Source organism: Sphingomonas sp. NY01, assembly GCF_038809135.1.
GTDB lineage: Bacteria > Pseudomonadota > Alphaproteobacteria > Sphingomonadales > Sphingomonadaceae > Sphingomonas > Sphingomonas carotinifaciens.
The window spans coordinates 3,101,600-3,125,213 of record NZ_CP101722.1; the positions used below are offsets into that span (position 1 = coordinate 3,101,600).

Sequence of the window (23,614 nt, forward strand, 5' to 3'; positions counted from 1 at the left end):
CGAACGATCCTGCGGCTTCAGTTCGATGGGAGATCGATGATGACCGTGATGTTTCTGGCCCTCGCCATGTTCTCGGCACCGCAGGATGCCGCCGCCCCCGCCAAGGACCCGGCACCGGCGGAAAAGAAGATCTGCCGCCGTGAAACGCCGGTCGGATCGCGCTTGAGCAAGCGCGTCTGCCGCACCGCCGCCGAATGGGCCGCCGTGGATGAAGCCAATCAGCAGGCGGCCGGCGCTTCGCTGCAGGGTCGCAACACCGCGCGCTAGGGTCTGACCTTATAAGGCTGTTTCTCACCCACCCCCGTTCGTCCCGAACAGTCGCCGAGTAGCGGCAATGCCGCGGAGCGAGATCGTGCGGCGCTGTCTGCATACGAACGGGGCGACGTGGTGCCACGCCCGATCGACAAGCACCCCGACAGCCTTACCAGCTGCTTAACTTCGATTCTTGCAACTGCACCGGCAAAGCTTGCATTTGCTGCAATCGCCCACCCGCGCCACATGGAGGCAGCACGCTGCATCGCAGCATTTCTCCATGGAGGCCATTATGTTCAGCCTGATCGCTCTGCTTTTCGCCGCTCGCCGCAATGCGGTTCTGGGTACCCAGGTCGCGACCGTTGCGCCGCTCGTTACCGCTGCCAACGACGACGTTCGTACCGCCGCCGTTTCGCGCGCCGCCTGAACCCTGTCCAATTGCCGTGGGGGCCGCGCCCGGCGCGCCCCACGCAATTCCTGTCCGGTTGCCGCCTTCACGCGGCGACGACGATATCCTTTAGCGGCGAGCTTGCGTCGGCCAATCGTGCCGCCGGCACCGCCGCCCCCGCCGCCACCAGCTTGCGGCCCTGCACATAATCCCGTGTCGCATTGACGCAGTCGAGCGCGATCACCCGCCCGCCGCGCAAGTAGACGACCGAGAAGCTGCGTGACGCCGTGTCGCCGCGCACCACCGCCAGATCATATCCGGTCGACAATCCCACCGTCTGCAACCGCAGATCATATTGGTTGGACCAGAACCACGGCACCGCGTGATACGCGACCGGCATACCCATGATCGCCTGCGCCGCGACATTGGCCTGGTCGGTGGCATTCTGCACCGACTCCAGCCGGATCTGCGCGCCCGCCGCAAAGGCGTTGGCATGTGCCGCACAGTCTCCGATCGCATAGATATCGGGCAGGGTGGTGTGGCAGGTCGCATCCACATCCACGCCGTTGCCGCCCGCGGCACCCGCCGCGAGAAGTGGCGCGACCGCCGGCGCGATGCCGATGCCGACGATCACCATCTCGCACGCGATCGCCTCGCCCGACGCCAGCCGCACGCCGCGCACCCGGCCGTCCTCGCCGACGATCTCCGCCACGCCCGCGTTCAGCCGCAGGTCGACGCCGTGCGCACGGTGTTCCGCCTCGTAGAAGCGCGACAACGGCTCGCCGGCCACCCGCGCCAGCACGCGGGGCAGCGCCTCCAGCACCGTCACCTGCTTGCCGAACTTGACCAGGGCCGCCGCCGCTTCCAGCCCGATATAGCCGCCGCCCACGACGCAGACGCGTGTCACCCCATCCAGCGCCTCCCGGATCCGGTCGACATCCCCGCGCGTGCGGATGCCATATACCCCGGCCAGATCGGCTCCCGGACAGGTCAGCGTCCGCGCCGCGCCGCCCGCCGCCCAGATCAGCCGGCCATAACCGATGCTGACGCCACCCGCGGTGGTCACGCGGTGGCCGCCCGCATCGACGCCGACGACCCGCTGCCCCGGGATCATCGTCACCGCGCGTTCGTCCCAGAATTGCGGCTGGCGCAGCAACATGCGCTCGAACGCGCGCTCGCCGGACAGATATTCCTTGGACAGCGGCGGTCGCTCATAGGGCAGGTCGGGCTCATCGCCGACGACCGCGATGCTGCCCTCGAACTTGGCCTGGCGCAGCGCGATCGCGGCCTGTGCGCCGCCATGCCCGCCGCCGACGATCACGATGTCGTAGTTGCGCTCGCCGTTCATCTGCCGATGCACCCCTTACCCGTGGTGGGTCCGCCGGGGCTCGAACCCGGGACCTCTCGATTAAAAGTCGCTTGCTCTACCGACTGAGCTACGGACCCCCATCGGGTGCCAGCGCAGTTAGGGGCGTGGACGCCTGCGGTCAACCATATGTGCCAGATGGCGGACGCGCCGCCCCGTACCCGGCGCGCGCCACGCCCCCGCCACCTGCTCCAGCGGCCTGAGCACGAAGTCCCGCGTCGCATAGGCGGCATGCGGCACCACCAGCCCCGCCGACCGCCAGCGCCCCCCCGACCACAGCACGATGTCCAGATCGATCACCCGCGCGCCCCAGCGCCGCCCCCGCCGCCGCCCGAACGCCCGCTCGATCGCCTTCAGGTGCCGCAGCATCGCCGGCGGCGCCATTGCACTCTCCACCAGCACCACCGCATTGGCAAAAGCCCGTATCGACGGCCCCAGCGGCGCGGTGGTGATGATCGCCGACACGCCGCGCACACCATCCCCCAGCGCCGCCACCGCCGCACGGACCTCGTCGGCCGGCATTCCGTGACGGCCGGGTCGATTGGAGCCGAGCGCGATGGCATAGGTTGTGGTCACCATGTCCGATCCCTATCCCACCCCGCCCGCCGCCGCACTCCCGCAGACCGAGCCGCCGCACGATTGCCCGCGCTGCCCCCGCCTCGTGAGCGTGCGCGAAGACCTTCGCGCCGAACATCCCGACTGGTGGAACGCCCCGGTCCCCGCCTTCGGCGATCCGGGCGCGTGGCTGGGCGTGGTCGGTCTCGCGCCGGGCAGGCAGGGTGCCAACCGCACCGGCCGCCCCTTTACCGGCGATGGCGCCGGGCCGCTGCTCTATGACACCATGGCCCGGCACGGGCTGACGACCGGCACCTTTGCCGGCCATGTCGATGACGGTTTCGGCCTGACCGGCGCGATCATCCTCAACGCGGTCAAATGCCTGCCGCCCGAGAACAAGCCCAGCCCCGACGAGGTCCGTACCTGCCGCACTTTTCTGGAAGACCAGGTCGCGGCGCTATCCAACCTGCGCGTGGTGATCGCGCTCGGCCAGATCGCGCACCAGTCCGCGGTCAAGGCGCTCGGCGGCCGCCTGCCCAAGGCCCGCTTCGGGCATCTGGCGGAACACCGCATGCCCAGCGGCATGGTGCTGATCGACAGCTATCACTGCTCCCGGTACAACCAGAATACCGGCCGTCTGACCCCTGAAATGTTCGACGCGGTATTCGCCCGCGCCGTGGACATCGGCCGCAATCAGATATCCTGAACCAGCCGTCCATAGAGTTCGGGCCGCCGGTCGCGGAAGAAGCCAAAGGCGGCGCGGTGCCGCTTCACCCGGTCCAGATCCAGCGTCGCGGTGATGACGCCCTCTTCCTCGCGGTCCAGTTCGGCCAGGATGTCGCCACGCTCGTCGCAGATGAAGCTGGTGCCGTAAAAAGTCTGGCCGTGCTCTGTGCCCACCCGGTTGGCCGCGATGATCGGCACGACGTTGGACACCGCATGTCCCACCATCGCGCGCCGCCACAGCCGCGCGGTATCCAGCGAGGTGTCATGCGGCTCGCTGCCGATCGCGGTGGGGTAGAACAGCAGCTGCGCGCCCATCAGCATCATCGCACGCGCGGTTTCGGGATACCACTGGTCCCAGCACACGCCCACGCCCAGCGTCGCGCCCGGCCCGTCCCACACCTTGAAGCCGGTATTACCGGGGCGGAAATAGAATTTCTCCTCATATCCCGGCCCGTCCGGGATATGACTCTTGCGATAAATGCCCGCAACGCGGCCGTCCGGCCCGATCATCGCCAGCGAGTTGTAATGATGCGGCCCGTCCGCCTCGAAGAAGCTGGTCGGGATATGCACCTTCAGTTCGGCCGCCAGCGCCTGCATCGCCAGCACCGCCTTGTGCTCGCCCACGGGCTTGGCGTTGGCGAACAGCCCCTCGTCCTCGACGCGGCAGAAATATTCGCCCTCGAACAGTTCGGGCGGCAGGATCACCTGCGCCCCCCGCCCCGCCGCCTCGCGCACCAGGCGCGACACGTTGGCGATGTTGGCATCGATATCGTCGGAGAAGGCGAGCTGCAGCGCAGCGACGGAGATCTCAGTCATGGCCGCCCACATAAGGGCCGCGACCCGATTCGTCATCCGCCCGCGTGCCGATCGGCTATTTGTTCACGCCGAGACGCGGAGAGTTGCGCTCGCCGCCCCCGACCACGCCCTCTCGGCCGGAAGACAATCCCGACCAATGGCAAAAGCGAAACCGCATGGCTCACGCAACATCCTCCGCGCCTCCGCGTCTCCGCGTGAATCAAAACGAAAGAAGACTCACGCGAAGCCGCGAAGCCGCAAAGAGGTTGCGAGAGCGGCCCGGCCTGCCTTCAGCAACGCAGCAAACATGTCTCCCGCTCGCCAGCGCCGCCACATCTTCGCGCCTTCGCGTCTTCGCGTGAACAAATTCAGCGAGGCACCTGCTGCGAGATGCAGTGGAAGCTGCCACCCCCGGTCAGAATAGCATCCGCCCGCAACCCCACGACCTCGCGGTCCGGGAAAAGAGCCTGGATCGCCGCCACGCCCGCCGCGTCGTTCTCGGTACCGTAGACCGGCACCACCACCGCGGCATTGCCGATATAGAAGTTCATGTAGCTCGCCGGGATCACCTCCCCGTCGCGCAGGACACGGCCCGCCGACGGCACCGCGACCACCTCCAGCCCCGCCGCCGCCGCGTCGCGACGTGCAGCGTTATACACCTGCCAGTTGGGGTCATTCTCCGACGCTTCCGGGATCGCCACGCGATTCTCGCCCACGAAGCGCGCCAGATTGTCGACATGCCCGTCGGTATGGTCGTTGAGCAGCCCGTCGCCCAGCCACACCACGCGGGTCAGCCCCAGATCGTCCGCCAGCCGCCGCTCGATGCCCTCCTGCGTCAGTTCGGGGTTGCGATTGGGGTTCAGCAGGCACTGGCGCGTCGTCACCACCGTGCCGGTGCCGTCGCCGTCGATCGCACCGCCCTCCAAAATCCAGTCGCAGCGCGTCGCGCCAAGCCCGCGATCCTCGGCCAGCCGCTCGCCGACCGTGTCGTCACCGGGCAGGTCGTACTTGCCGCCCCAGCCGTTGAAGCCGAACAGCCGCGCCGATCCGTCACCCAACAGGATCGGCCCGGTATCGCGCAGCCAGATGTCGCCGAACGGCTGCACCACCACCTCGGCGAACGGCGCCAGCGCGCGCGCCGCCTCCGCCGCCCCGCCGTCCGCGGCGACCAGGATCACCGTCTCGCCGCGCCCGTCGGCATGAACGGCGGTGGCAAAGGCGACGACTTCCTGTCGCGCCTGTTCCAGATCCTCCTGCCAAAGCTCGGCATGGCTGGGAAAGCCGATCCAGACGGCGGCATGCGGTGCCCATTCGGCGGGTGGCGGTGTCGTGGTGGTCACTTGGTCTTTGCCCTGCTCTGGTCACGGATGGCGCGGAATTCGGCGGTCGGATACCAGTTGGGCCACAGGCCCGTATCGTCCGCCAGCTTGCGGCCGAGCGCGTAATAGACGTTCAGGTCCTGGATCGCACCACCCCAGTTCCAGTTGGAATCATATTCGTCCGACGGCTTGTGGTACCGGTTGGCGACATAATCCTCGCGCGCGGCATGGCCGGCGGCGACCCCGCCCTCCACCTGATCCTGCCCCGATCCGCCCGACAGCATCGGCACGCCCAGCTTGGCAAAGGAGAAATGGTCCGACCGGTAATAGCTGCCCCGCTCCGGATTGGCCTCCGGACTGATCGTGCGCCCCTGCGCCGCGACCAGGGGCTTGGCAAGGTCCTCGATCTCCGACTTGCCCGCACCCGTCAGCACGAAGTCCTTCACCGGCCCCACGACGTTCAGCACGTCCATGTTCACCCCGCCCACGGTCCGGCCCAGCGGAAAGACCGGATGCTCGGCATAATAGCGCGAGCCGAGCAGCCCGCTTTCCTCCGCCGTCACCGCCAGGAACGCGATCGACCGCTTCGCCGGCCCCGCCTTCACCTGCGCTTCGGCCAGCGCGACCAGCCCGGCGATCCCCGTCGCATTGTCGGCCGCGCCATTGCAGATATCGTCGCCGTCCACCGCGTCGCAGCGGCCCAGATGGTCCCAATGCCCCGAATACAGCACCGTCTCCCCCGGTGCGGTGGTCCCCGGCAGCACGCCGATGACGTTCTTCGACGCCTGCCGCCGGATCGTGTTGGCAAAGCCGGTCGACATCTTGACGCCCAGCGGCACCGCCCTGAACCCCTTGGCCTGCGCCGCCTTGGTCAGCGCCCCGAGATCCTTGCCCGCCGAGCGGAACAGCGCCTGAGCGGAGGCCTGCTGGATCCAGCCGATCACCTGGCTCTGGTCCATGTGGTCGCCCGCTTCGTCCAGTTCCAGTTGCGGCCCCGTCCAGGACGATTGCACCACCGCCCAGGGGTAGGCCGCCGGCTCGGTCTGATGAACGATGATCGCCGCCGCGGCACCATGTTTGGCGGCATTCTCGAACTTGTACGGCCAGCGCCCGTACCAGGTCATCGCGCGCCCCTCGAACGGCCCCTCGCGCCCTTGCACCTGCCAGTCGGCATCGTTGACCAGGATCACCACCGTCTTGCCGCGCACATCGACGCCGGCATAATCGTCCCAGCCCTTTTCCGGCGCGGTGATGCCGTATCCGACGAAGACGACCTCGCTGTCCTTGACCGCGATTCCCGGCGTCACGCGGTACGTGCCGGCCACCATGTCGGTGCGATACGCCAGCGACAGCGGCGTCTTGCCGCCGGTAAAGGTCATCGGCTGCACGTCGGTGGCGGTGATCTCCACCATCGGCACGTCCTGGAACCAGCTTCCCTTGTTGCCCGGCTTCAGCCCCGCCGCCTTGAAGCGCTCGACGATATAGGCAACCGTCTTGTCCTCGCCCGGCGTGGTCGGGGCGCGCCCTTCATAGGCGTCGGACGCCAGCGTCTGCGTCACCGTCTTCAGCGTTTCCACCGAAATCGCCGGTTTGGTCTGCGCGGTCGCCACCCCGGCGGCGGACAAAAGCAACGTGGCAAGAATGGCTTGGCGCATGCGGGACCCCCGTATCGGATTATCGGCGCCCTTCTTGCCAACCCGCCGCGTACGCGTCCAGCACTCCGCCCAAAGGAAAAGGGCGGCCCCAGCGGGACCGCCCTTCCATATTCCGTCCGGATTGTCCGAAGCTTAGCGCGAGTAGAACTCGACGACCAGGTTCGGCTCCATCTTCACCGGATAAGGCACCTCGTCCAGCGTCGGCACGCGAACGAAGGTCACCTTGGCGGTGCCGTCGGCGGCGACGTAATCGGGCACTTCACGCTCGGCGAGCTGCTGCGCTTCCATCACCAGCGCCATTTCCTGCGCCTTGGAACCCAGCGTGATCTCGTCGCCGACGAAGCAGCGGCGCGACGCGACGTTGCACTTCACGCCGTTGACGCGGATGTGACCATGGCTGACCAGCTGGCGCGCGGCCCAGATCGTCGGCGCGAACTTGGCGCGGTACACGATCATGTCCAGGCGCTGCTCCAGCAGGCCGATCAGGTTCTGGCCGGTGTCGCCCTTCATACGGGCGGCCTCGATGTACGACGCCTTGAACTGCTTCTCGGTGACGTCGCCGTAATAGCCCTTCAGCTTCTGCTTGGCGCGCAGCTGGATGCCGAAGTCCGACATCTTGCCCTTGCGGCGCTGGCCGTGCTGGCCGGGGCCGTATTCGCGCTTGTTGACCGGGCTCTTCGGGCGACCCCAGATGTTCTCGCCCATCCGGCGGTCGAGCTTGTACTTTGCGCTATGACGCTTCGACATGTGTATTCCTTGGCAACAGCTAACAACGGTATTCCCGGTAGATCGCGCCGTACGAACCTGACGATGCAGACACGCGCGGGCCCTCCGCTTCACCGGGGTGCGGGGGCGATTGCGAAGGCGCGCGCCTAGCCGCTGGCTGCCCGAGAGTCAAGAATGGACAGCGCCGCCGCCACGCTTCACAGCGCGCGGCCATGACCACGATCCTTTCCGGCCCCGACTGCACCACCATGGCGGAGGTCCGCGCCGGCGTGGACCGGCTCGACCGCGATCTGGTCGCGCTGCTTGCCCGCCGCTTCGCCTATATGGACGCCGCCGCCCGCATCAAGCCCGAGCGCGGCCATGTCCGCGACGAGGCGCGCAAGGCCCAGGTGATCGACCAGGCCCGTGCCGAGGCGGTACGGCTCGGCGTTCCCGAACAGGTCGTCGCCGCGCTATGGGAAACGCTGGTCGAAGCCTCGATCGCCTACGAACTCGCCGCCTTCGACCGCCGTTGATAGCCTCCACCAACTCACCCCGTTCGTCTCGAGTAGTCATCGAGTAGCTGCCATCAGGCAGCGTATCGAGATGACGCATCGAGAGACCGCCCCGCGCGCCCACCCATCTCTCGATACACCGTCTCGATACGCGGCTTTGCCGCTACTCGACGGCTACTCGAGACGAACGGATAGAGGGTTCAACCTCATGTCATCTGGCTCTACCGCCCCCGCGGCCGCGCCAGCGTCGACAACACCCCCCGCAGCGTCCGCACCTCCTGACTCGACCAGCCCGGCTTGGTCAGCAGCGTGCGCAGCGTCCGCTTCGTCGCCGGCACCCGGTCCGGCGGGAAGAAATACCCCACGCCCTCCAGCATCTCCTCCAGCTGTCCGATCATCCCGTCCAGCTCGCCCTGCGGTGCGACCGGCGGCAATTCGGTTTCCGGCGGCTGCGCCAGCGCCACGCCCTTCGACCACTCATACGCCACCAGGATCACCGCCTGCGCGAGATTGAGGCTGCCGAATTCCGGATTGATCGGCACGGTGATGATCGTCCGCGCCACCGCCACGTCGTCGGTTTCCAGCCCCGATCGCTCCGGCCCGAACAGGATCGCCGAGCGTCCCGGCCCGGCATGGATTTCCCCGGCCGCGACCTCCGGCGTCACGACGGGCTTGGTCACGCCGCGCTTGCGCACCGTGGTGGCATAGACCTGCGAGCAATCCGCCACCGCGTCGGCCACGCTCTCATAGACCCGCGCCTGCTCCAGCACCACGTCCGCCCCCGACGCCGCCGGCCCCGCCGCCGGGTTGGGCCACCCGTCCCGCGGCGCCACCAGCCGCATCTCCAAGAGCCCGAAATTCAACATCGCCCGCGCCGCCTTGCCGATATTCTCGCCCAGCTGCGGCCGCACCAGCACGATGACGGGGGCGGGGTGGTCATGCGTTCTTCTTCCTGCATCTCGTCTCCCCCATCCCGTTCGTCTCGAGTAGGCGTCGAGCTTGTCGAGACGGCGTATCGAGAGACATCGCCCGCCGGTGATTTGCGCGCCAGACGGGACACGGTCGCCCAATCTCCCTGGAACAATGCTTCCTTTTTCGCGCGCGACCAATCCTTGACCTGCATCTCTGCCGCCAAAGCCTCACTTCGCGACGGGAATTCTTGCGACCACATCAGGGTCACAGGCCGCCGGCTCTGCGTGTAGCCCGGTATCTCACCAGCCTCATGCTGGCCGATCCGCGCTTCGAGGTTATCGCTATGCCCGGTGTAATAGCTGCCATCGGCACAGCGAAGGATATAGGTCCAGAAGGTCATCGCGCAGGCCCTATCTCTCGATACGCCATCTCGACAAGCTCGATGACTACTCGAGACGAACGGAGTTTTGCGGCAGTCCTGGGATATCCGTATTCAACGCTGGCTCGAAACGATCATCATATGTTCAAGGCCGTCCCGATCCCTCCCCGTCCGTCTCGAGCAGCCATCGCGTAGCAGCGAGGCTGCGCATCGAGAGACAGGCTGACCGCCCTGGGGCGGCTCGATCCATTTCTTCGCGGCTATGCGAGCTGCCGACGCACGGACCGCGGTGGAGACATGCTCGGCAAGGCCCTCACTCCCCCCGCGCCACCTCTTCCACCGTCCCCGCGAACGCCTCGAAATCCTTCGCCTCGCCAAACTCGCGGTACACACTCGCAAACCGGATATAGGCGACCGAATCGAGGCCCTTCAGCCCTTCCATCACCATCTCGCCGATCCGCTTGGACGACACCTCGCCGTCCCCGCTCGTCTCCAGTTGCCGCTGGATGCCGGATACCAGCTTTTCCAGTCGCACCGGCTCGATCGGCCGCTTGCGCGCCGCGATCGAGATCGACCGGAGCAGCTTTTCGCGATCGAACGGTTCGCGCCGGTGCTCGCTCTTCAACACCGCCAGTTCGCGCAACTGGATGCGCTCGAATGTGGTGAACCGCGCTGCGCACCCCTCGCACTGCCGCCGACGCCGGATCGCCGCCCCGTCTTCGGTGGGGCGGCTGTCCTTCACCTGGCTGTCTTCATGGCCGCAAAAGGGGCAGCGCATCGCGGATCGTCAGCCCTTCTTCGTCGCCTTGATATAGGCATAGCCGGCACCCGCGGCGGCGCCCAGCAGCGGGCCGACGAACGGGATCGGGATCGCCACCACGGCGCCCAGCGCACCCCATTTCGCCATGCTCTTGCCCAGACCCGGCGTGTTCTTCACCCGGTCCTGAACCTGACGTGCCTTGTTGTCGAAATCGGCCATTCTCTTACCCCTGATAGATCGGGAACCGTGCGCAAAGGGCGCGCACGCGGGTACGAACGTCCGCCTCGACCTCCGGGTCCCCATGTTCGCCCCTGGCCTTCAATCCGTCGAGCACGTCGGCGACCATGTGGCCGATCTCGCGGAACTCGGCCGGGCCGAAGCCGCGGGTCGTGCCCGCCGGGCTGCCGACGCGGATGCCGCTGGTCTTCACCGGGGGCAGCGGGTCGTTGGGAATGCCGTTCTTGTTGCAGGTGATGCCCGCGCGCTCCAGCGCCTCGTCCGCGTCGCGGCCGGTGATGCCCAGCGGCGTCAGGTCGACCAGCGCCAGATGCGTGTCGGTGCCGCCCGCCACCAGGTTCGCGCCGCGCTCCTGCAGCGTCGCGGCCAGCACCTTGGCGTTCTCCACCACCGCGGCGATGTAGGTCTTGAAATCGGGGCGCAGCGCCTCGCCAAAGGCCACCGCCTTGGCCGCGATCACGTGCATCAGCGGCCCGCCCTGAAGCCCGGGGAACACCGCCGAGTTGATCTTCTTGGCGATCGCCTCGTCATTGGTCATGATCATGCCGCCACGCGGGCCCCGCAGCGTCTTGTGCGTGGTCGTCGTCACCACATGCGCATGGCCGAAGGGGGTCGGGTGCAGCCCGCCCGCGACGATCCCGGCAAAGTGCGCCATGTCGACCATGAAATACGCGCCGACCTCGTCCGCGATCGCGCGGAACTTCGCAAAGTCGATCACCCGCGGATAGGCGGAGCCGCCTGCGATGATGATCTTGGGGCTCGTCTCGCGCGCCAGGCGGGCGACCTGCTCGTAATCGATCAGATGCGTCTCGGGGTCGACGCCGTACTGCACCGCGTTGAACCACTTGCCCGACATCGCGGCGCGCGCCCCGTGGGTCAGGTGGCCGCCGGCATCCAGGCTCAGGCCCATGATCGTGTCGCCGGGCTTGGCCAGCGCCAGCATCACGGCGCCGTTCGCCTGCGCGCCCGAATGCGGCTGCACGTTGACGAAGTCGCAGCCGAACAGCTGCCTGGCGCGGTCGATCGCCAGTTGCTCGACCTCGTCCGACGGCGCGCAGCCCTGGTAATAGCGCTTGCCCGGATAACCCTCGGCATATTTGTTGGTGAAGACCGAGCCTTGCGCCTCCATCACCGCCTTGGAGACGATATTTTCCGACGCGATCAGCTCGATCTGCGTCTGCTCGCGCTCCAGCTCGTGGCGCACGCCGGCGAACACCGCGGCATCCGCCTTGGCCAGGCTGCGGGTGAAGAAGCCATCAGGCTGGACGGCGGCGATATCTTGGGGCTGCGTGCTCATGCGAACTCCTTCGACAGCTTGTCGACACGGTGCTGGTGGCGTCCACCCTCGAAGGGGGTGGACAGGAAAGCGTCGAGGCAGGCCTTGGCCATCTCCTCGCCGATCAGGCGCGCGCCCATGGCGATCGCGTTGGCGTCGTTATGCTGGCGCGACAGGGCGGCGGTCAGCGGCTCGGAGACGAGCGCGCAGCGGCAGGCGGGGTGCCGGTTGGCGGCGATCGAGATACCGATGCCCGACCCGCACAGCGCGACCCCGCGCTCGGCCCGTCCCTCGGCCAGCGCCTCGGCCACCGCATAGCCATAATCCGGATAATCCACGCTGGCCCTGCCATCGGCCCCCAGGTCGATCACGTCATGCCCCCGCTCCCGCAACCATCCCGCCAACACCGCCTTCAACCCGGCAGCGGCATGATCGGAAGCGATGGCGATGCGCATGGGTCGAAAGGCTCCGGGCGACAGCGAAAATGGAATGCGCGCGCCTTTACGCCCCCCGCGCGCATATTGCCACCGCGAAGTCATGCCCGGGAACGGTACGCCCCCGTCACGGGTTGCCCCGCCATGATCCTTCGCCTGCTTTCCCTTTCCCTGCTGGTCCCCGCCGTCTGTGCCGGTGCCGCCTGTTCCGGTCCCGCCGCGGACAACGAAGCCGCCACCAACATCACCGCGTCCGGCACCGTTCAGCCCAAGACGCGCACGCCGGCGGGCGACTCCACCACCTTCTCCGGCTCGCCGCGCAACAGCGTCGAGACGCATCAGGCCGATCTGGTCGGCCGCTACAGGGGTGTGGAGGGCATGTACCTCGTCGTCCGCCACGGCACCTCGCCCGGCAAATACCGGCTGGAGATGCAGTGGGACCTCGACAACAAGGGCAAGTTCGCCGGCTTGGCAAAGGACGATGGCATTGCCTTTACCCGCAATGGCGAGGATCTGATGCTGCGCCCCACCGATGGCGACGCGACCGGCCTGAAATGGCTTGCCGGGCAAAAGGAATGCCTGACGGTCAAGCCCGGTGAAGGCTATTGCCGCATCCGCCTGCTGCGATAGGATCGCACCCCGTGAACCTGCCCGTCCGCCTTGCCCCCGATACCCGCGCCCGCTTCACCGCGGCGGAGTTCCTGCGCATGGGCGAAGCCGGCGCCTTCGAGGGCATGAAGGTCGAACTGGTCGCGGGAGAGTTGGAACGGATGAATCCTCCTTTGGGCGGTCACAGCACCCGGCAGGCCATGGTGATCGGTGCCTTGTGGCAGGCGGCACGCGGCAGCACCCTGACCGTTCTGGCCGAAACCAGTGTGCAGGTCGACGACACCACGATTGTCGCATGTGATGCCGCCCTGGCGCGCCGTCCGCTGGGCGACAGGGAACCCGCCCGCCCCGATGTGCTGCTGCTGGTGGTCGAGGTATCGGAAACGACACAGGCCCGCGACCTCAGCCTGAAGCGCCTGCTCTACGCCGCGGCCGGCATCCCCATTTATTGGGTGGTCGACGGTGCCCGCGCGGTTGTCCACATCCATGCAGAGCCGATCGACGGCGATTATGCGGACATCCGCACCGTCCGATTCGGCGCGCCGCTGCCCGTGCCCGGCACCGATGCACAGGTTACGCTCGGCTGATGGCACGTGTTTCCGCCCCGGCACGCCTGCTCGGCTTTTCCGGCCTGCTCCCGCCGCTGGCCCTGGTGCTCGCGCAGATCGTCATCCCCGACCCCGCTTGGCCGATCGTCACCTTCGCCTATACCGCGTTGATCTTCAGCTTCCTGGGCGGCCTGTGGTGGACGCTCGCGCTCGGTCGCGAAACGCGGCAGACGCCGCTGCTGCTCGCCGCGGTCACGCCCTCGCTCGTCGCCTTTGCGCTGTTCCTGCTCGCCGTCTTCCGCCTGTCGACGACATGGCCGCTGGTCCTGCTCGGCAGCGCGGTGTTCCTGACCCTGCTGGTCGACCGCCATCTGGCGACCACCGGCGAAGCCCCCAACGGCTGGATGGGCTTGCGCATCCCCTTGTCGCTCGGCCTCGGCACCCTGACGATCCTGATGGCGCTGCTGACCCGCTGACCCAATCCCTCCCCGGCAGGAGAGGGCGCACAAAGCGAAGCAGAAATGATGTTCGCGCAGGAGGACGCAGAGGTGTCTCGTGCGCACAAGCGCACCCCCATCATCACGACCCGACGATGTGACGGTATGATTGCCCTCGGCGGAACACCTCCGCGCTTCCGCGCGAAAAGCTTCTCTCAAGCCCGAGAAGAATCAGGCCGCCATCCGCAATTCCAGCCGCCCCCAGATCTCCACCAGTGCATCGGTCAGTTCGCGCATCATCGCCGGCGTATGCGCCGGCCCGGGGGTGAAGCGCAGCCGCTCGGTGCCGCGCGGCACCGTTGGATAATTGATCGGCTGCACATAGACGCCGTATTCGGCCAGCAGGATATCGCTGATCTTCTTGGCCTTGACCGGATCGCCCACCATCACCGGCACAATATGCGTGTCGCCCAGCATCACCGGCAGGCCGGCCTCGCGCATCATCGCCTTCAGCATGCGGGCGGATGCCTGCTGTCCCTCGCGCTCGACGCTGGAGGATTTCAGGTGCCGCACGCTGGCCAGCACGCCCGCAACCAGCACTGGCGACAGCGAGGTCGTGAAGATGAACCCCGGCGCATAGGAGCGGATCACGTCCACGATCATCCGGTCCGCCGCGATATATCCGCCCATCACCCCGAACGCCTTGCCCAGCGTCCCCTCGATGATGGTCAGCCGGTCCGCCACCTCGTCACGCTCGGAAATGCCGCCGCCGCGCGCGCCGTACATGCCCACCGCATGCACCTCGTCCAGATAGGTCAGCGCGTTGTACGTGTCCGCCAGGTCGCAGATCGCCGCGATCGGTGCGACGTCGCCTTCCATCGAATAGACGCTCTCGAACGCGATCAGCTTGGGCGCCGCCGGATCGGCCTCGCGCAGCAGTTCCTCCAGATGCGCGACGTCGTTGTGGCGGAACACCCGCTTCTCGCATCCCGAATTGCGGATGCCCGCGATCATCGATGCGTGGTTCAGTTCGTCCGAAAAGATGATGCAGCCCGGCAGGATCTTGGCGATCGTCGCCAGCGTCGCCTCGTTGGAGACGTATCCGCTGGTAAACAGCAGCGCCGCCTCCTTGCCGTGCAGGTCGGCCAGTTCGGCCTCCAGATCGACATGATAATGCGTGTTGCCGCCGATGTTACGCGTGCCCCCCGAGCCTGCGCCGACATCGTGCAGTGCTTCCTCCATCGCGGCGATCACCTTGGGATGCTGCCCCATCGCCAGATAGTCGTTGGAGCACCATACCGTGATCGGCTTCGGCCCGTTATGCCCGGCAAAGCAGCGCGCATTCGGGAACGCACCCTTGTTGCGCAGGATGTCGATAAAGACGCGGTAGCGTCCCTCGGCGTGCAGCCGGTCGATCGCCTGGGTAAAAACGCGCGAATAGTCCACGCGCACGTCCGTGCCGTCGATGCTCATGAACCGACATGTAAGCGACCGCGGTTAACAAGGCCAGCGCATAGACCCGGCCACAGTGATCGAGCCGGGCCGAATCGCATGGACAAATTGTCCCAAGGGGTCGTTTGAAACGCGCCGGGGCGCGTTTGACGGCGCCAGCCCGCTCCCCCACCCGGCCACCCATCAAGGATACTGTGTGGGTGGCCGGGTGGGGGAGCGGGCTGGCGCCGCCTCGAAACTTGCTCTTTCGCGAGTTTTCAACAAGGCCGCGCTACAGTGCCTCCAGCACGGGGAAACCACGGGTCGCCAACGTCGCCGCGATCGCCCGCTCGCGTTCCCCGAGTCGGGTAAATACCAGCCGTCCCGGCACCGGCACCGCCGGCCAGTCCTGCCCGTCCGTCAGATACGCGATCCGCCGCGCGATTCCCGGCCCGCCATCCACGAAGCGTACCCCCGCCGGCGCCACCGCCGCCATGTCTCCTTCCAGCAGCGGGAAGTGCGTACAGGCGTTGACGATCACGTCGATCCGCTCGCCGCCCGGCTGCCCGAACAAGCCCTGCAACTCCGTCGCCACGGCGTCCAGCGACGGCGCCACGCCCGCCAGTGCGCCCTCCGCCAGCATCACCAGCGCCGCCGATCCATGGCGCAGCACGGTGCAATCACCCGCAAAGCGCGCCGCCAGATCGTCGACATAGGGCTGGCGCACCGTCGCCTCAGTGCCCAGCACGCCGATGACGCGGCTTTCGCTCATTGCCGCGGCCGGCTTGATCGCCGGCACCGTCCCCACCACGGGCACGTCGAGCGCGGCGCGCACCGCGGGGAGCGCGATGGTGGACGCGGTGTTGCACGCGATCACCACCAGCCGCGGGCGATACCGCTCCACCAGCCGCCCCAGCAGCGCAGGCACGCGCGCCGCGATTTCCGCCTCGCTTTTGGTGCCGTACGGAAAGCCCGCCGAATCCGCCGCATAGACGATCGGCGCACGCGGCAGCAGCTCGGTCGTCGGCGCCACCACCGACAATCCACCCACACCGGAATCGAAGAACAGGATCGGCCGCGCATCGCTCATGGCCGCCGCTCCTACCGGCTCGCGCGGCCGCCCGGCAAGATCGCCGCCATTCTGATGGAGGTTGTTGGACAGCGCCGACCGGCCCCCTTATGCTCCGGCATCGGAAGAGAGGTATCGTTGCCAACCGAAATCGTCTGGGCTCCGCCCGTGCTGGCCTTGCTGTTCGGCTACCTGCTGGGGTCGATCCCCTTTGGAATCATCCTCACGCGGCTCGCCGGCGCGGGCGACCTGCGCCAGATTGGATCGGGCAATATCGGCGCCACCAACGTGCTGCGCACCGGCCGCAAGGGGCTGGCCGCCGCCACGCTGCTGCTCGATCTCGTCAAGGGGTTCGCGGCCGTCGCGATCGTCGCGCATGTCTCGCCCGGTGACGCGCCACTCGCCGCCGCCGCCGCGTTCATCGGCCATTGCTACCCGGTCTGGCTGCGCTTTCGCGGGGGCAAGGGCGTGGCGACGCTGATGGGCGTCGTGCTCGCGCTCCACTGGCCGATCGGCCTCGTCTTCGCCTGTGTCTGGCTCGGCCTGCTCGCCACGCTGCGCATCTCCGCAGTCGCCGGCATGGCGGCGGCGATCAGCGCGCCGGTCGCGGCCGCCATTTTCGGCCGCTTTGATCTGGTCATGCTGCTGATCGCGCTCGCGCTCATCGTCGTGTGGAAGCACGGCGCCAATATCGAGCGCCTGCTCGCCGGTACGGAGCCGCGCATCGGCCGCCGCGCGCGTGGCTGACGAGGTCGGGGCCCGCCTCCGCCTCATCCGCACCGCCGGCATCGGCCCGGTCACCTATGCGCAGCTGATCGCCCGCTTCGGCAGCGCGCAGGCGGCGCTCGACGCGCTTCCCACCCTTGCCCGCCGCGGCGGGGGTGCCGCCCCCGTCCCGCCCCCGCTGGCGCAGGTTGAGCGCGAGATCGTGGAGGTCAGCCGGCTCGGCGCGCGCCACCTCTTCCTCGGCGACCCCGATTATCCGCGCCTGCTCGCCCATATCGACACCGCGCCACCCGCGCTCATCGTCCGCGGCGACCTGTCGCTCGCGCGCCGCCCCTGCGTCGCGATCGTCGGCGCGCGCAATGCGTCGGCCGCCGCCTGCCGCTTCGCGCGCCAACTGGCGCTCGCGCTGGGGCAGGAGGGTGTCACGATCGTCTCCGGCCTCGCCCGCGGCATCGACACCGCCGCCCATGCCGGCAGCATCGACACCGGCACCGTGGGCGTCATCGCCAGCGGCATCGACATCGCCTTCCCGCCCGAAAATGCCGACCTGCAACAAGCGGTTGCGACCCGCGGGCTCCTCCTGGCCGAACAGCCCCCCGGCACCGAGCCGCGCGCCCGCCACTTCCCCTCGCGCAACCGCATCATCGCCGGCCTCGCCACCGGCACCGTCGTCGTGGAGGCCGCGCCGAAGTCCGGCTCGCTCATCACCGCCCGCCTCGCCACCGAGATGGGCCGTGACGTCATGGCCGTCCCCGGCAGCCCCCTCGACCCCCGCGCGCAAGGCTGCAACCTCCTGATCCGTGACGGCGCCATCCTCATCCAGTCCGCCGCCGACATCCTCGAACAGATCCGCCCCCTCGATCCCCGCATGGTCGAAGCGCCCACCAGCCGCTACACCGGCCCGCCGCCGCAGGACGCCAGCGACGCCGACCGCCGCGCCGTCACCGCGCTGCTCGGCCCCGTCCCCGTCGCGATCGACGAACTCATCCGCCAGGCGAACGCGGCCCCCGCCATCGTCCAGACGGTGCTGCTCGAACTGGAACTCGCCGGCCGCCTGGAACGCCACGCCGGCGCCCGCGTCAGCCTGCAACTCTAAAACGCCCTCTCCCCCTGGGAGAAGGCAACTCCTCAATGCCCCCCGGCGCGCGAAAAGGCGTTCATCACCACCACCCCGGCGATGATCAGCGCCATGCCGATCATCGCCGGCGCATCCAGCTTCTGCCCCTGGAACACCCACGCCACCGCCGAGATCAGCACGATCCCCACCCCCGACCAGATCGCATAGGCGATGCCCGTCGGGATCGTCTTCAGCGTCAGCGACAGGAAGTAAAAGGCGATCGCATAGCCCAAGGCCGTCACCAGCGACGGCACCGGCCGGGTAAATCCTTCCGACAGCTTCATGAAGGAAGTGCCGGTCACCTCCGCCAGGATCGCGATGAACAGGTAAAGATACGCCATGCCGGGGACGCTAACGATCCCAGTCACATCTGTCATGCCCCGCACCGGATCGATCGGCGCTGTCCTACAAGCCCCGCTTCATCTTATATGGTGCGCATGAAACGAACCCGGTCCGCACTACCCCTCTTCGTCCGGGCCGCTCCCGCCGCGATCGGAAGTGGACACGGGTGGGGGGATGTAGTGTCCACTTCCGCGTGGTGCCTGTCCGGTCATGACGGGAACCGCCCGCGCCGCCACGACTTGACGCCACCGTCTCCCCCTCCCCATCCTCGCGCGTACACGTAAGGACACCACGCCCCGCTTATGCAGCTCGTCATCGTCGAATCCCCCGCCAAGGCGAAAACCATCGAGAAATATCTCGGCGGCGATTACCGCGTCCTCGCCAGCTATGGTCACGTCCGCGACCTGCCGCCCAAGGACGGCTCGGTGAACCCCGATGAAGGGTTCGCGATGGAATGGGAAAATTACGCCGACAAGGCCAAGCAGCTCAAGGCGATCGCCGACGAGGCGAAGAAGGCCGACCGCCTGATCCTCGCCACCGACCCCGATCGCGAGGGCGAGGCGATTTCGTGGCACGTGCGCGAGGTGCTGAAGAACCGCAAGGCGCTGCCCAAGGCGGTGGAGCGCGTCACCTTCAATGCGATCACCAAGCCCGCGATCCTGCACGCGATGCAGAATCCGCGCGAACTCGATACCGACCTGATCGACGCCTATCGCGCCCGCCGCGCGCTCGATTATCTGGTCGGCTTCACCCTGTCGCCGGTGCTGTGGCGCAAGCTGCCCGGCGCCAAGTCGGCGGGCCGCGTCCAGTCGGTGGCGCTGCGCCTGATCGTCGGGCGCGAGCGCGAGATCGAGGCGTTCCGCCCCCAGGAATACTGGTCCGTCACCGCCGAAATGGAGCAGGACGGTACCCCCTTCACCGCGCGCCTGGTCCAGTGGGAGGGTAGGAAGCTCGACCGCCTGTCGATCGGCAACGAGGGCGATGCGACGCGCGCGAAGGCCGATGTCGAGGCGGGCCGCTTCTCCGTCCAGTCGGTCGAGACCAAGCCCGCGACGCGCAACCCGCCGCCCCCCTTCACCACCTCGACGCTCCAGCAGGAGGCGGCGCGCAAGCTCGGCTTCTCCGCCGACCACACGATGCGGATCGCGCAGCAACTCTATGAGGACGGCGCGATCACCTATATGCGTACCGACGGCGTGCAGATGGACGGCAGCGCCATCTCGGCCGCGCGCAAGGCCGTCGCCGAGCGCTACGACGCCAGCTATGTGCCGGACAAGCCGCGGCAATATCAGTCCAAGGCGAAGAACGCACAGGAAGCGCACGAGGCGATCCGCCCCACCGACTTCTCCCGCGACCGGGCCGGCTCGGGCGATCATGGCCGCCTGTACGACCTGATCTGGAAGCGCGCGCTCGCCAGCCAGATGGCATCCGCCCGCATGGAGCGCACCACCATCGACATGGCCGACGGCACCGGCCGCCACGTGCTGCGCGCGACCGGACAGGTCGTGCTCTTTCCCGGCTATCTCGCGCTCTACGAAGAGGGTCAGGACGATGCCGCGGACGAGGAATCGCGCCGCTTGCCCCGCCTGCGCGACGGCGATGCGCCCGCAAAGAAGGACGTAAAGGCCGAGCAGCACTTCACCCAGCCGCCGCCGCGCTTCTCCGAAGCCTCGCTGGTCAAGCGCATGGAGGAACTCGGCATCGGTCGCCCCTCCACCTATGCCTCGATCATCAAGACGCTGAAGGACCGCGCCTATGTGCGCGTCGAGAAGAACCGCTTCTTCGCGGAGGAAAGCGGCCGGCTCGTCACCGCCTTCCTTGAACGCTTTTTCGAGCGTTATGTCGGCTTCGACTATACCGCCGAACTCGAAGAGGAACTGGACGACGTCTCGGGCGGCCGCGCGCAGTGGCAGGCGGTGCTGGAAGCGTTCTGGCGCGACTTCAAGCCGCGCACCAACGAGGTGATGGAACAGCAGCCCTCGGCGATCACCGCCGAACTGGACCAGTTCCTCGCCCCCTATCTCTTTCCGGAAAAGGCGGACGGCTCGGACCCGCGTCTCTGCCCCAATTGCGGCGAGGGCAAGCTGGCGCTGCGCGGCGGCCGCTTCGGCGCGTTCATCGCCTGCTCCAACTATCCCGAATGCAAATACACCCGCCGCTTCGCGCAAGGGGGCGAGGCGGCCGGTGAGGACACCGGCCCCGAGACGCTCGGCAAGGACCCCGAAACCGACCTGCCGGTGGAGCGCAAGTCGGGACGTTTCGGCCCCTATATCCAACTCGGCGAGGGCAAGGAGGCCAAGCGCGCCTCCATCCCCAAGGATGTCGATCTCGATCTGGAATGGGCGCTCAAGCTGCTCAGCCTGCCGCGTACCATCGGCAACCACCCGGAAACGGGGGAGCCGATCACCGCCTCGATCGGCCGCTACGGCCCTTATCTGGCACACAGCGGCAAATATGCCCGGCTTCAGTCCACCGCCGAGGTGTTCGAAACCGGCATGAACGCCGCCGTCGCCAAGCTGGCGGATGCGGCGGCCGGTGGCGGTCGCCCCGCCCGCGGCGCCGCGCGCGAACCGCTGAAGATCCTGGGCAAGCATCCGCGCACCGAGACCGAGATCAAGCTGATGGAGGGCCGCTACGGTCCTTACGTCACCGACGGCGAAACCAACGCGACGATCCCCAAGACCGTCGACAAGGACCAGCTCACGCTGGAGGAAGCCGCCCAGCTGATCGACGCCCGCGCCGCCGCCGCGCCGCCCAAGAAGAAAAAGGCCGCGCCGAAAAAGGCTGCGGCCAAGAAGACGGCGGAGAAGAAGCCGGCAGCCAGGAAACCAGCGGCAAAGAAAACGGCCGCCAAAGCCGCCGCACCCGACGAAGATCCCCCCTTCTAACATAATCCCCTCTCCCCTCCGGGGAGAGGGAAGGGGCCCACTGCCGAAGGCAGGGGGAAGGGTGAGGGGCAGACAAGCAGTGCTCCGTTTGTGGCGCCCCCTCTCCCTCCCACCGCTACGCGGCGGGCCCCTCCAGCATCAGGTCGCCCATGCCCCCGGCATGGGCTGAACAGCGCGGGGCGCTGTTCACCTGATGCTCCCCATGGGGGAGAGGGCGCTGCATCCCCAACACCCCCCTACCCCACAATCTCCGCCACCCCCGCGCCGGCCTGCCGCTCGAACAACCGCCGATACCGCCCGTCCTCGGCCGCGATCAGCGCCTCATGCGGCCCGTCCTCGACGATCCGCCCGTGATCGAACACCAGAATGCGGTCTAGCGCCCTGACGGTCGACAGTCGGTGTGCGATCACGATCGCGGTGCGTCCCACCATCAGCCGCTCCATCGCCTGCTGGATCGCCGCCTCGCTCTCCGAATCCAGGCTCGACGTCGCCTCGTCCAGCACCAGGATCGGCGCATCCGCCAGGAAGGCGCGGGCGATCGCCACCCGCTGCCGCTCGCCGCCCGACAGCTTCACCCCGCGCTCGCCGACCGGCGTCCGGTATCCCTTGGGCAGTCGCATGATGAAGTCGTGCGCGTTGGCCAGCCGCGCCGCCTCCTCGATCTCGGCCATGCTCGCCTCGGGCCGGCCGTAACCGATATTCTCCGCCAGCGTCCGGTGGAACAGCACCGGCTCCTGCGGCACGATCGCCACTTGGCCGCGCAGCGACCCTTGCGTGGCGTGCGCGATATCCTGCCCGTCGATGGTGATGCGCCCCGCATCCACGTCGTACAATCGCTGGATCAGCTTGACGAAGCTGGTCTTGCCCGATCCCGACGGCCCCACCAGCCCGACGCGCTGCCCCGCCGGGATCGCCACGTCCAGCGCGGCATAGAGCGGCTTGTCCTGCCCGGCATAGCGGAACGTCACCCCCTCGAACCGGATCGCGCCGTCGCTCACCCGGATCGGCTGCGCCCCCACCCGGTCGGCAACGCCTGCGGGCTCGTCATGGAGCTGCACCAGTTCCTCCATCTCGTTCACCGACCGTTGCAACTGATGGATGTGCTGGCCGATGTCGCGCAGATAGCCGTTCAGCACCAGATAGCTGGTCAGCACATAGGCGACGTCGCCCGCGCTCGCCCGGTCCTGCCCCCACAGCCACAGCGCCACGCCCGTCACCGCGACGCGGATCACCCACAACAGCGCCAGTTGCCCCGATCCCGCCCAGGTGAACGCCATCCAGGTCCGGCGCGTGCGCCGCCGCCATTTGGCGACGGTGTGTGCCAGCCGTTCCTCCTCGCGCGCCTCGCCGCCAAAGGCCTTGACTACCGCATTGGTGCCGATCGCATCGGCCAGCACGCCGCCGATCCGCGTATCCCACTGGTTCGACAGCCGCGCGATCGGCGCCAGCACCCGCGTCGCCAATCCGACCGTCAGCGCGATATAGGCAACCGCGCCCACGCCCATCACCGCGCCCAGCACCGGCCAGTGCAGCCCCAGCAGCAGCACCGTTCCCGCCAGCACCGTTACCGAGGGGAGGAGCGACAGGAGCAGCACGTCGTTCAGCGTATCCAGCGCCCACATGCCGCGCGTGATCCGCCGCACCGTCGACCCGGAAAAGGCATTGGCATGCCAGTCGCTCGACAGCCGCTGGACGCGCGCAAACGCTTCCACCGTCACGTCGCGCATCATGTTCAGCGTCAGGGGCGTGATCGCCCACCATCCCAGATGACGGAAAACGACCATCGCCCCGCCCAGCGCGACGATCGCGGCAAAGGCCGACATCGCCGCCCCTCGCGCGCCCTGCCCCACCGCATCGATCATCCGCCCGGCGAACAGCGGCACGAACACCTCGGTCAGCGTGCCCAGCATCATCGCCAGCGCACATGCCGCCGCCAGCCGCGGCGCCCGCCGCCACAACGCAAAGGTGAACCCCAGCACGCGCCGCAACACCGACGCGCGCGGAAACAGGTCATCGTCTTCATCAGTCATGATAATTCCGCACCCATCGGCGCGGTCCCTGGATCAGCGGAACGGAATGGCGGCGCGCGCGCGAGCCGCAGGCGTCAGGGGTGTGCGAAACACCCGCCACGTCGAACGCCGGGCACGGACGGATACGGATTGGTCATCGTCGC

The 23,614-nt window shown here is 67.9% G+C and carries 26 protein-coding genes and 1 tRNA gene; 10 read left to right on the forward strand and 17 right to left on the reverse strand.

The window, feature by feature from the left end; all coding sequences use genetic code 11:
* Positions 1–36: 36 nt before the first annotated feature.
* Both NPJ82_RS14995 and NPJ82_RS15000 read left to right on the forward strand, forming a co-directional pair.
* Entirely contained in the window at positions 37–267 is a 231-nt protein-coding gene (locus NPJ82_RS14995; RefSeq protein ID WP_267347239.1) for a hypothetical protein, read from the forward strand.
* A gap of 277 nt (positions 268–544) precedes the next feature.
* On the forward strand, positions 545–679 hold the full coding sequence (locus NPJ82_RS15000) for a hypothetical protein (protein ID WP_260173177.1): 135 nt from the start codon (positions 545–547) through the stop codon (positions 677–679).
* A 67-nt stretch (positions 680–746) separates the two neighbouring features.
* Here the strand turns inward: NPJ82_RS15000 and NPJ82_RS15005 are convergent, their stop codons facing one another.
* From NPJ82_RS15005 to folK, 3 genes are all read right to left on the reverse strand, one after another.
* Positions 747–1,988, reverse strand: coding sequence for an FAD-dependent oxidoreductase (locus NPJ82_RS15005; protein WP_342657847.1), 1,242 nt, complete (start codon positions 1,986–1,988; stop codon positions 747–749).
* 22 nt (positions 1,989–2,010) lie between these two features.
* Positions 2,011–2,086 (reverse strand) — tRNA-Lys (locus NPJ82_RS15010).
* Positions 2,087–2,105: 19 nt separating this feature from the next.
* Positions 2,106–2,585, reverse strand: a complete 480-nt coding sequence (folK, locus tag NPJ82_RS15015) for a 2-amino-4-hydroxy-6-hydroxymethyldihydropteridine diphosphokinase (RefSeq protein ID WP_342657848.1) — start codon at positions 2,583–2,585, stop codon at positions 2,106–2,108.
* On the opposite strand from folK, the gene NPJ82_RS15020 reads away from it, so the two are divergent.
* A complete protein-coding gene (locus NPJ82_RS15020) occupies positions 2,584–3,267 on the forward strand; it encodes a uracil-DNA glycosylase (protein ID WP_342657849.1) in 684 nt (227 codons plus the stop codon). The two genes, folK and NPJ82_RS15020, sit on opposite strands and share 2 nt — an antisense overlap.
* Here NPJ82_RS15020 and aguB read toward each other — a convergent pair.
* From aguB to rpsD, 4 genes are all read right to left on the reverse strand, one after another.
* Positions 3,255–4,103 (reverse strand): N-carbamoylputrescine amidase, encoded by an 849-nt coding sequence (gene aguB / locus NPJ82_RS15025; protein WP_112381799.1) that lies wholly within the window; start codon positions 4,101–4,103, stop codon positions 3,255–3,257. The genes NPJ82_RS15020 and aguB overlap by 13 nt on opposite strands.
* Positions 4,104–4,450: 347 nt before the next feature.
* On the reverse strand, positions 4,451–5,422 hold the full coding sequence (locus NPJ82_RS15030; protein WP_342657850.1) for an agmatine deiminase family protein: 972 nt from the start codon (positions 5,420–5,422) through the stop codon (positions 4,451–4,453).
* On the reverse strand, positions 5,419–7,056 hold the full coding sequence (locus tag NPJ82_RS15035; RefSeq protein ID WP_342657851.1) for a M28 family peptidase: 1,638 nt from the start codon (positions 7,054–7,056) through the stop codon (positions 5,419–5,421). Before NPJ82_RS15035 ends, NPJ82_RS15030 begins: the two co-directional genes overlap by 4 nt.
* Before the next feature lie 132 nt (positions 7,057–7,188).
* Positions 7,189–7,803, reverse strand: a complete 615-nt coding sequence (gene rpsD, locus NPJ82_RS15040) for a 30S ribosomal protein S4 (protein WP_112381535.1) — start codon at positions 7,801–7,803, stop codon at positions 7,189–7,191.
* Between the two features lie 191 nt (positions 7,804–7,994).
* Here rpsD and NPJ82_RS15045 point away from each other — a divergent pair, with 191 nt between their 5' ends.
* A complete protein-coding gene (locus tag NPJ82_RS15045) occupies positions 7,995–8,297 on the forward strand; it encodes a chorismate mutase (protein ID WP_342657852.1) in 303 nt (100 codons plus the stop codon).
* Positions 8,298–8,497: 200 nt separating this feature from the next.
* On the opposite strand, the gene NPJ82_RS15050 is transcribed toward NPJ82_RS15045, so the two are convergent.
* The 6 genes from NPJ82_RS15050 to rpiB form a co-directional block, all read right to left on the reverse strand.
* Positions 8,498–9,142, reverse strand: a complete 645-nt coding sequence (locus tag NPJ82_RS15050; protein WP_342659034.1) for a TrmH family RNA methyltransferase — start codon at positions 9,140–9,142, stop codon at positions 8,498–8,500.
* A complete protein-coding gene (locus tag NPJ82_RS15055) occupies positions 9,136–9,588 on the reverse strand; it encodes a GIY-YIG nuclease family protein (RefSeq protein ID WP_342657853.1) in 453 nt (150 codons plus the stop codon). Before NPJ82_RS15055 ends, NPJ82_RS15050 begins: the two co-directional genes overlap by 7 nt.
* 292 nt (positions 9,589–9,880) lie before the next feature.
* Positions 9,881–10,345, reverse strand: coding sequence for a transcriptional regulator NrdR (gene nrdR / locus NPJ82_RS15060; RefSeq protein WP_112381539.1), 465 nt, complete (start codon positions 10,343–10,345; stop codon positions 9,881–9,883).
* A gap of 9 nt (positions 10,346–10,354) precedes the next feature.
* The gene (locus NPJ82_RS15065; RefSeq protein WP_112381540.1) at positions 10,355–10,546 is read right to left on the reverse strand and encodes a hypothetical protein; all 192 of its coding nucleotides are present in this window, start codon (positions 10,544–10,546) and stop codon (positions 10,355–10,357) included.
* A gap of 4 nt (positions 10,547–10,550) precedes the next feature.
* Positions 10,551–11,861: a serine hydroxymethyltransferase gene (gene glyA, locus NPJ82_RS15070; RefSeq protein ID WP_342657854.1), complete on the reverse strand. Its 1,311-nt coding sequence runs from the start codon at positions 11,859–11,861 to the stop codon at positions 10,551–10,553.
* Entirely contained in the window at positions 11,858–12,295 is a 438-nt protein-coding gene (gene rpiB, locus NPJ82_RS15075) for a ribose 5-phosphate isomerase B (RefSeq protein WP_342657855.1), read from the reverse strand. The genes glyA and rpiB overlap by 4 nt, the downstream gene beginning before the upstream one ends.
* Positions 12,296–12,418: 123 nt before the next feature.
* Here rpiB and NPJ82_RS15080 point away from each other — a divergent pair, with 123 nt between their 5' ends.
* From NPJ82_RS15080 to NPJ82_RS15090, 3 genes are read left to right on the forward strand one after another with little or no spacing between them, the layout of a single operon-like run.
* A complete protein-coding gene (locus NPJ82_RS15080; protein WP_342657856.1) occupies positions 12,419–12,904 on the forward strand; it encodes a hypothetical protein in 486 nt (161 codons plus the stop codon).
* 11 nt (positions 12,905–12,915) lie between these two features.
* Positions 12,916–13,470, forward strand: a complete 555-nt coding sequence (locus tag NPJ82_RS15085; protein WP_342657857.1) for a Uma2 family endonuclease — start codon at positions 12,916–12,918, stop codon at positions 13,468–13,470.
* Positions 13,470–13,907, forward strand: a complete 438-nt coding sequence (locus NPJ82_RS15090; RefSeq protein ID WP_342657858.1) for a DUF3429 domain-containing protein — start codon at positions 13,470–13,472, stop codon at positions 13,905–13,907. The genes NPJ82_RS15085 and NPJ82_RS15090 overlap by 1 nt, the downstream gene beginning before the upstream one ends.
* 192 nt (positions 13,908–14,099) lie before the next feature.
* Here NPJ82_RS15090 and hemA read toward each other — a convergent pair whose 3' ends face one another.
* A complete protein-coding gene (gene hemA / locus NPJ82_RS15095) occupies positions 14,100–15,341 on the reverse strand; it encodes a 5-aminolevulinate synthase (RefSeq protein ID WP_342657859.1) in 1,242 nt (413 codons plus the stop codon).
* A 250-nt stretch (positions 15,342–15,591) separates the two neighbouring features.
* On the reverse strand, positions 15,592–16,389 hold the full coding sequence (murI, locus tag NPJ82_RS15100; protein WP_342657860.1) for a glutamate racemase: 798 nt from the start codon (positions 16,387–16,389) through the stop codon (positions 15,592–15,594).
* Between the two features lie 117 nt (positions 16,390–16,506).
* Here murI and plsY point away from each other — a divergent pair, with 117 nt between their 5' ends.
* Together plsY and dprA are read left to right on the forward strand one after the other, a co-directional pair.
* On the forward strand, positions 16,507–17,115 hold the full coding sequence (gene plsY, locus NPJ82_RS15105; RefSeq protein ID WP_240313384.1) for a glycerol-3-phosphate 1-O-acyltransferase PlsY: 609 nt from the start codon (positions 16,507–16,509) through the stop codon (positions 17,113–17,115).
* Positions 17,108–18,190: a DNA-processing protein DprA gene (gene dprA / locus NPJ82_RS15110; RefSeq protein WP_342657861.1), complete on the forward strand. Its 1,083-nt coding sequence runs from the start codon at positions 17,108–17,110 to the stop codon at positions 18,188–18,190. Before plsY ends, dprA begins: the two co-directional genes overlap by 8 nt.
* 32 nt (positions 18,191–18,222) lie before the next feature.
* Here dprA and NPJ82_RS15115 read toward each other — a convergent pair whose 3' ends face one another.
* Positions 18,223–18,552, reverse strand: coding sequence for an SMR family transporter (locus NPJ82_RS15115; protein WP_112381550.1), 330 nt, complete (start codon positions 18,550–18,552; stop codon positions 18,223–18,225).
* A gap of 303 nt (positions 18,553–18,855) precedes the next feature.
* Between NPJ82_RS15115 and topA the strand changes: the two genes are divergently transcribed.
* Positions 18,856–21,441 (forward strand): type I DNA topoisomerase, encoded by a 2,586-nt coding sequence (gene topA, locus NPJ82_RS15120; protein WP_342657862.1) that lies wholly within the window; start codon positions 18,856–18,858, stop codon positions 21,439–21,441.
* A 236-nt stretch (positions 21,442–21,677) separates the two neighbouring features.
* Here topA and NPJ82_RS15125 read toward each other — a convergent pair whose 3' ends face one another.
* A complete protein-coding gene (locus tag NPJ82_RS15125) occupies positions 21,678–23,471 on the reverse strand; it encodes an ABC transporter ATP-binding protein (protein ID WP_342657863.1) in 1,794 nt (597 codons plus the stop codon).
* Between the last annotated feature and the right edge of the window lie 143 nt (positions 23,472–23,614).

What these genes read in the sequence shown, in the direction of transcription:
- folK (WP_342657848.1), bottom strand. Translation starts at nt 2,585, where the DNA reads ATGGTGACCACAACCTATGCCATCGCGCTCGGCTCCAATCGACCCGGC.
- NPJ82_RS15005 (WP_342657847.1), bottom strand. Translation starts at nt 1,988, where the DNA reads ATGAACGGCGAGCGCAACTACGACATCGTGATCGTCGGCGGCGGGCAT.
- NPJ82_RS15090 (WP_342657858.1), top strand. Translation starts at nt 13,470, where the DNA reads ATGGCACGTGTTTCCGCCCCGGCACGCCTGCTCGGCTTTTCCGGCCTG.
- hemA (WP_342657859.1), bottom strand. Translation starts at nt 15,341, where the DNA reads ATGAGCATCGACGGCACGGACGTGCGCGTGGACTATTCGCGCGTTTTT.
- NPJ82_RS15080 (WP_342657856.1), top strand. Translation starts at nt 12,419, where the DNA reads ATGATCCTTCGCCTGCTTTCCCTTTCCCTGCTGGTCCCCGCCGTCTGT.
- NPJ82_RS15115 (WP_112381550.1), bottom strand. Translation starts at nt 18,552, where the DNA reads ATGGCGTATCTTTACCTGTTCATCGCGATCCTGGCGGAGGTGACCGGC.
- NPJ82_RS15035 (WP_342657851.1), bottom strand. Translation starts at nt 7,056, where the DNA reads ATGCGCCAAGCCATTCTTGCCACGTTGCTTTTGTCCGCCGCCGGGGTG.
- NPJ82_RS14995 (WP_267347239.1), top strand. Translation starts at nt 37, where the DNA reads ATGATGACCGTGATGTTTCTGGCCCTCGCCATGTTCTCGGCACCGCAG.
- NPJ82_RS15000 (WP_260173177.1), top strand. Translation starts at nt 545, where the DNA reads ATGTTCAGCCTGATCGCTCTGCTTTTCGCCGCTCGCCGCAATGCGGTT.
- NPJ82_RS15020 (WP_342657849.1), top strand. Translation starts at nt 2,584, where the DNA reads ATGTCCGATCCCTATCCCACCCCGCCCGCCGCCGCACTCCCGCAGACC.
- glyA (WP_342657854.1), bottom strand. Translation starts at nt 11,861, where the DNA reads ATGAGCACGCAGCCCCAAGATATCGCCGCCGTCCAGCCTGATGGCTTC.
- NPJ82_RS15050 (WP_342659034.1), bottom strand. Translation starts at nt 9,142, where the DNA reads ATGTTGAATTTCGGGCTCTTGGAGATGCGGCTGGTGGCGCCGCGGGAC.
- rpsD (WP_112381535.1), bottom strand. Translation starts at nt 7,803, where the DNA reads ATGTCGAAGCGTCATAGCGCAAAGTACAAGCTCGACCGCCGGATGGGC.
- NPJ82_RS15055 (WP_342657853.1), bottom strand. Translation starts at nt 9,588, where the DNA reads ATGACCTTCTGGACCTATATCCTTCGCTGTGCCGATGGCAGCTATTAC.
- aguB (WP_112381799.1), bottom strand. Translation starts at nt 4,103, where the DNA reads ATGACTGAGATCTCCGTCGCTGCGCTGCAGCTCGCCTTCTCCGACGAT.
- NPJ82_RS15065 (WP_112381540.1), bottom strand. Translation starts at nt 10,546, where the DNA reads ATGGCCGATTTCGACAACAAGGCACGTCAGGTTCAGGACCGGGTGAAG.
- murI (WP_342657860.1), bottom strand. Translation starts at nt 16,389, where the DNA reads ATGAGCGATGCGCGGCCGATCCTGTTCTTCGATTCCGGTGTGGGTGGA.
- NPJ82_RS15045 (WP_342657852.1), top strand. Translation starts at nt 7,995, where the DNA reads ATGACCACGATCCTTTCCGGCCCCGACTGCACCACCATGGCGGAGGTC.
- nrdR (WP_112381539.1), bottom strand. Translation starts at nt 10,345, where the DNA reads ATGCGCTGCCCCTTTTGCGGCCATGAAGACAGCCAGGTGAAGGACAGC.
- NPJ82_RS15125 (WP_342657863.1), bottom strand. Translation starts at nt 23,471, where the DNA reads ATGACTGATGAAGACGATGACCTGTTTCCGCGCGCGTCGGTGTTGCGG.
- topA (WP_342657862.1), top strand. Translation starts at nt 18,856, where the DNA reads ATGCAGCTCGTCATCGTCGAATCCCCCGCCAAGGCGAAAACCATCGAG.
- rpiB (WP_342657855.1), bottom strand. Translation starts at nt 12,295, where the DNA reads ATGCGCATCGCCATCGCTTCCGATCATGCCGCTGCCGGGTTGAAGGCG.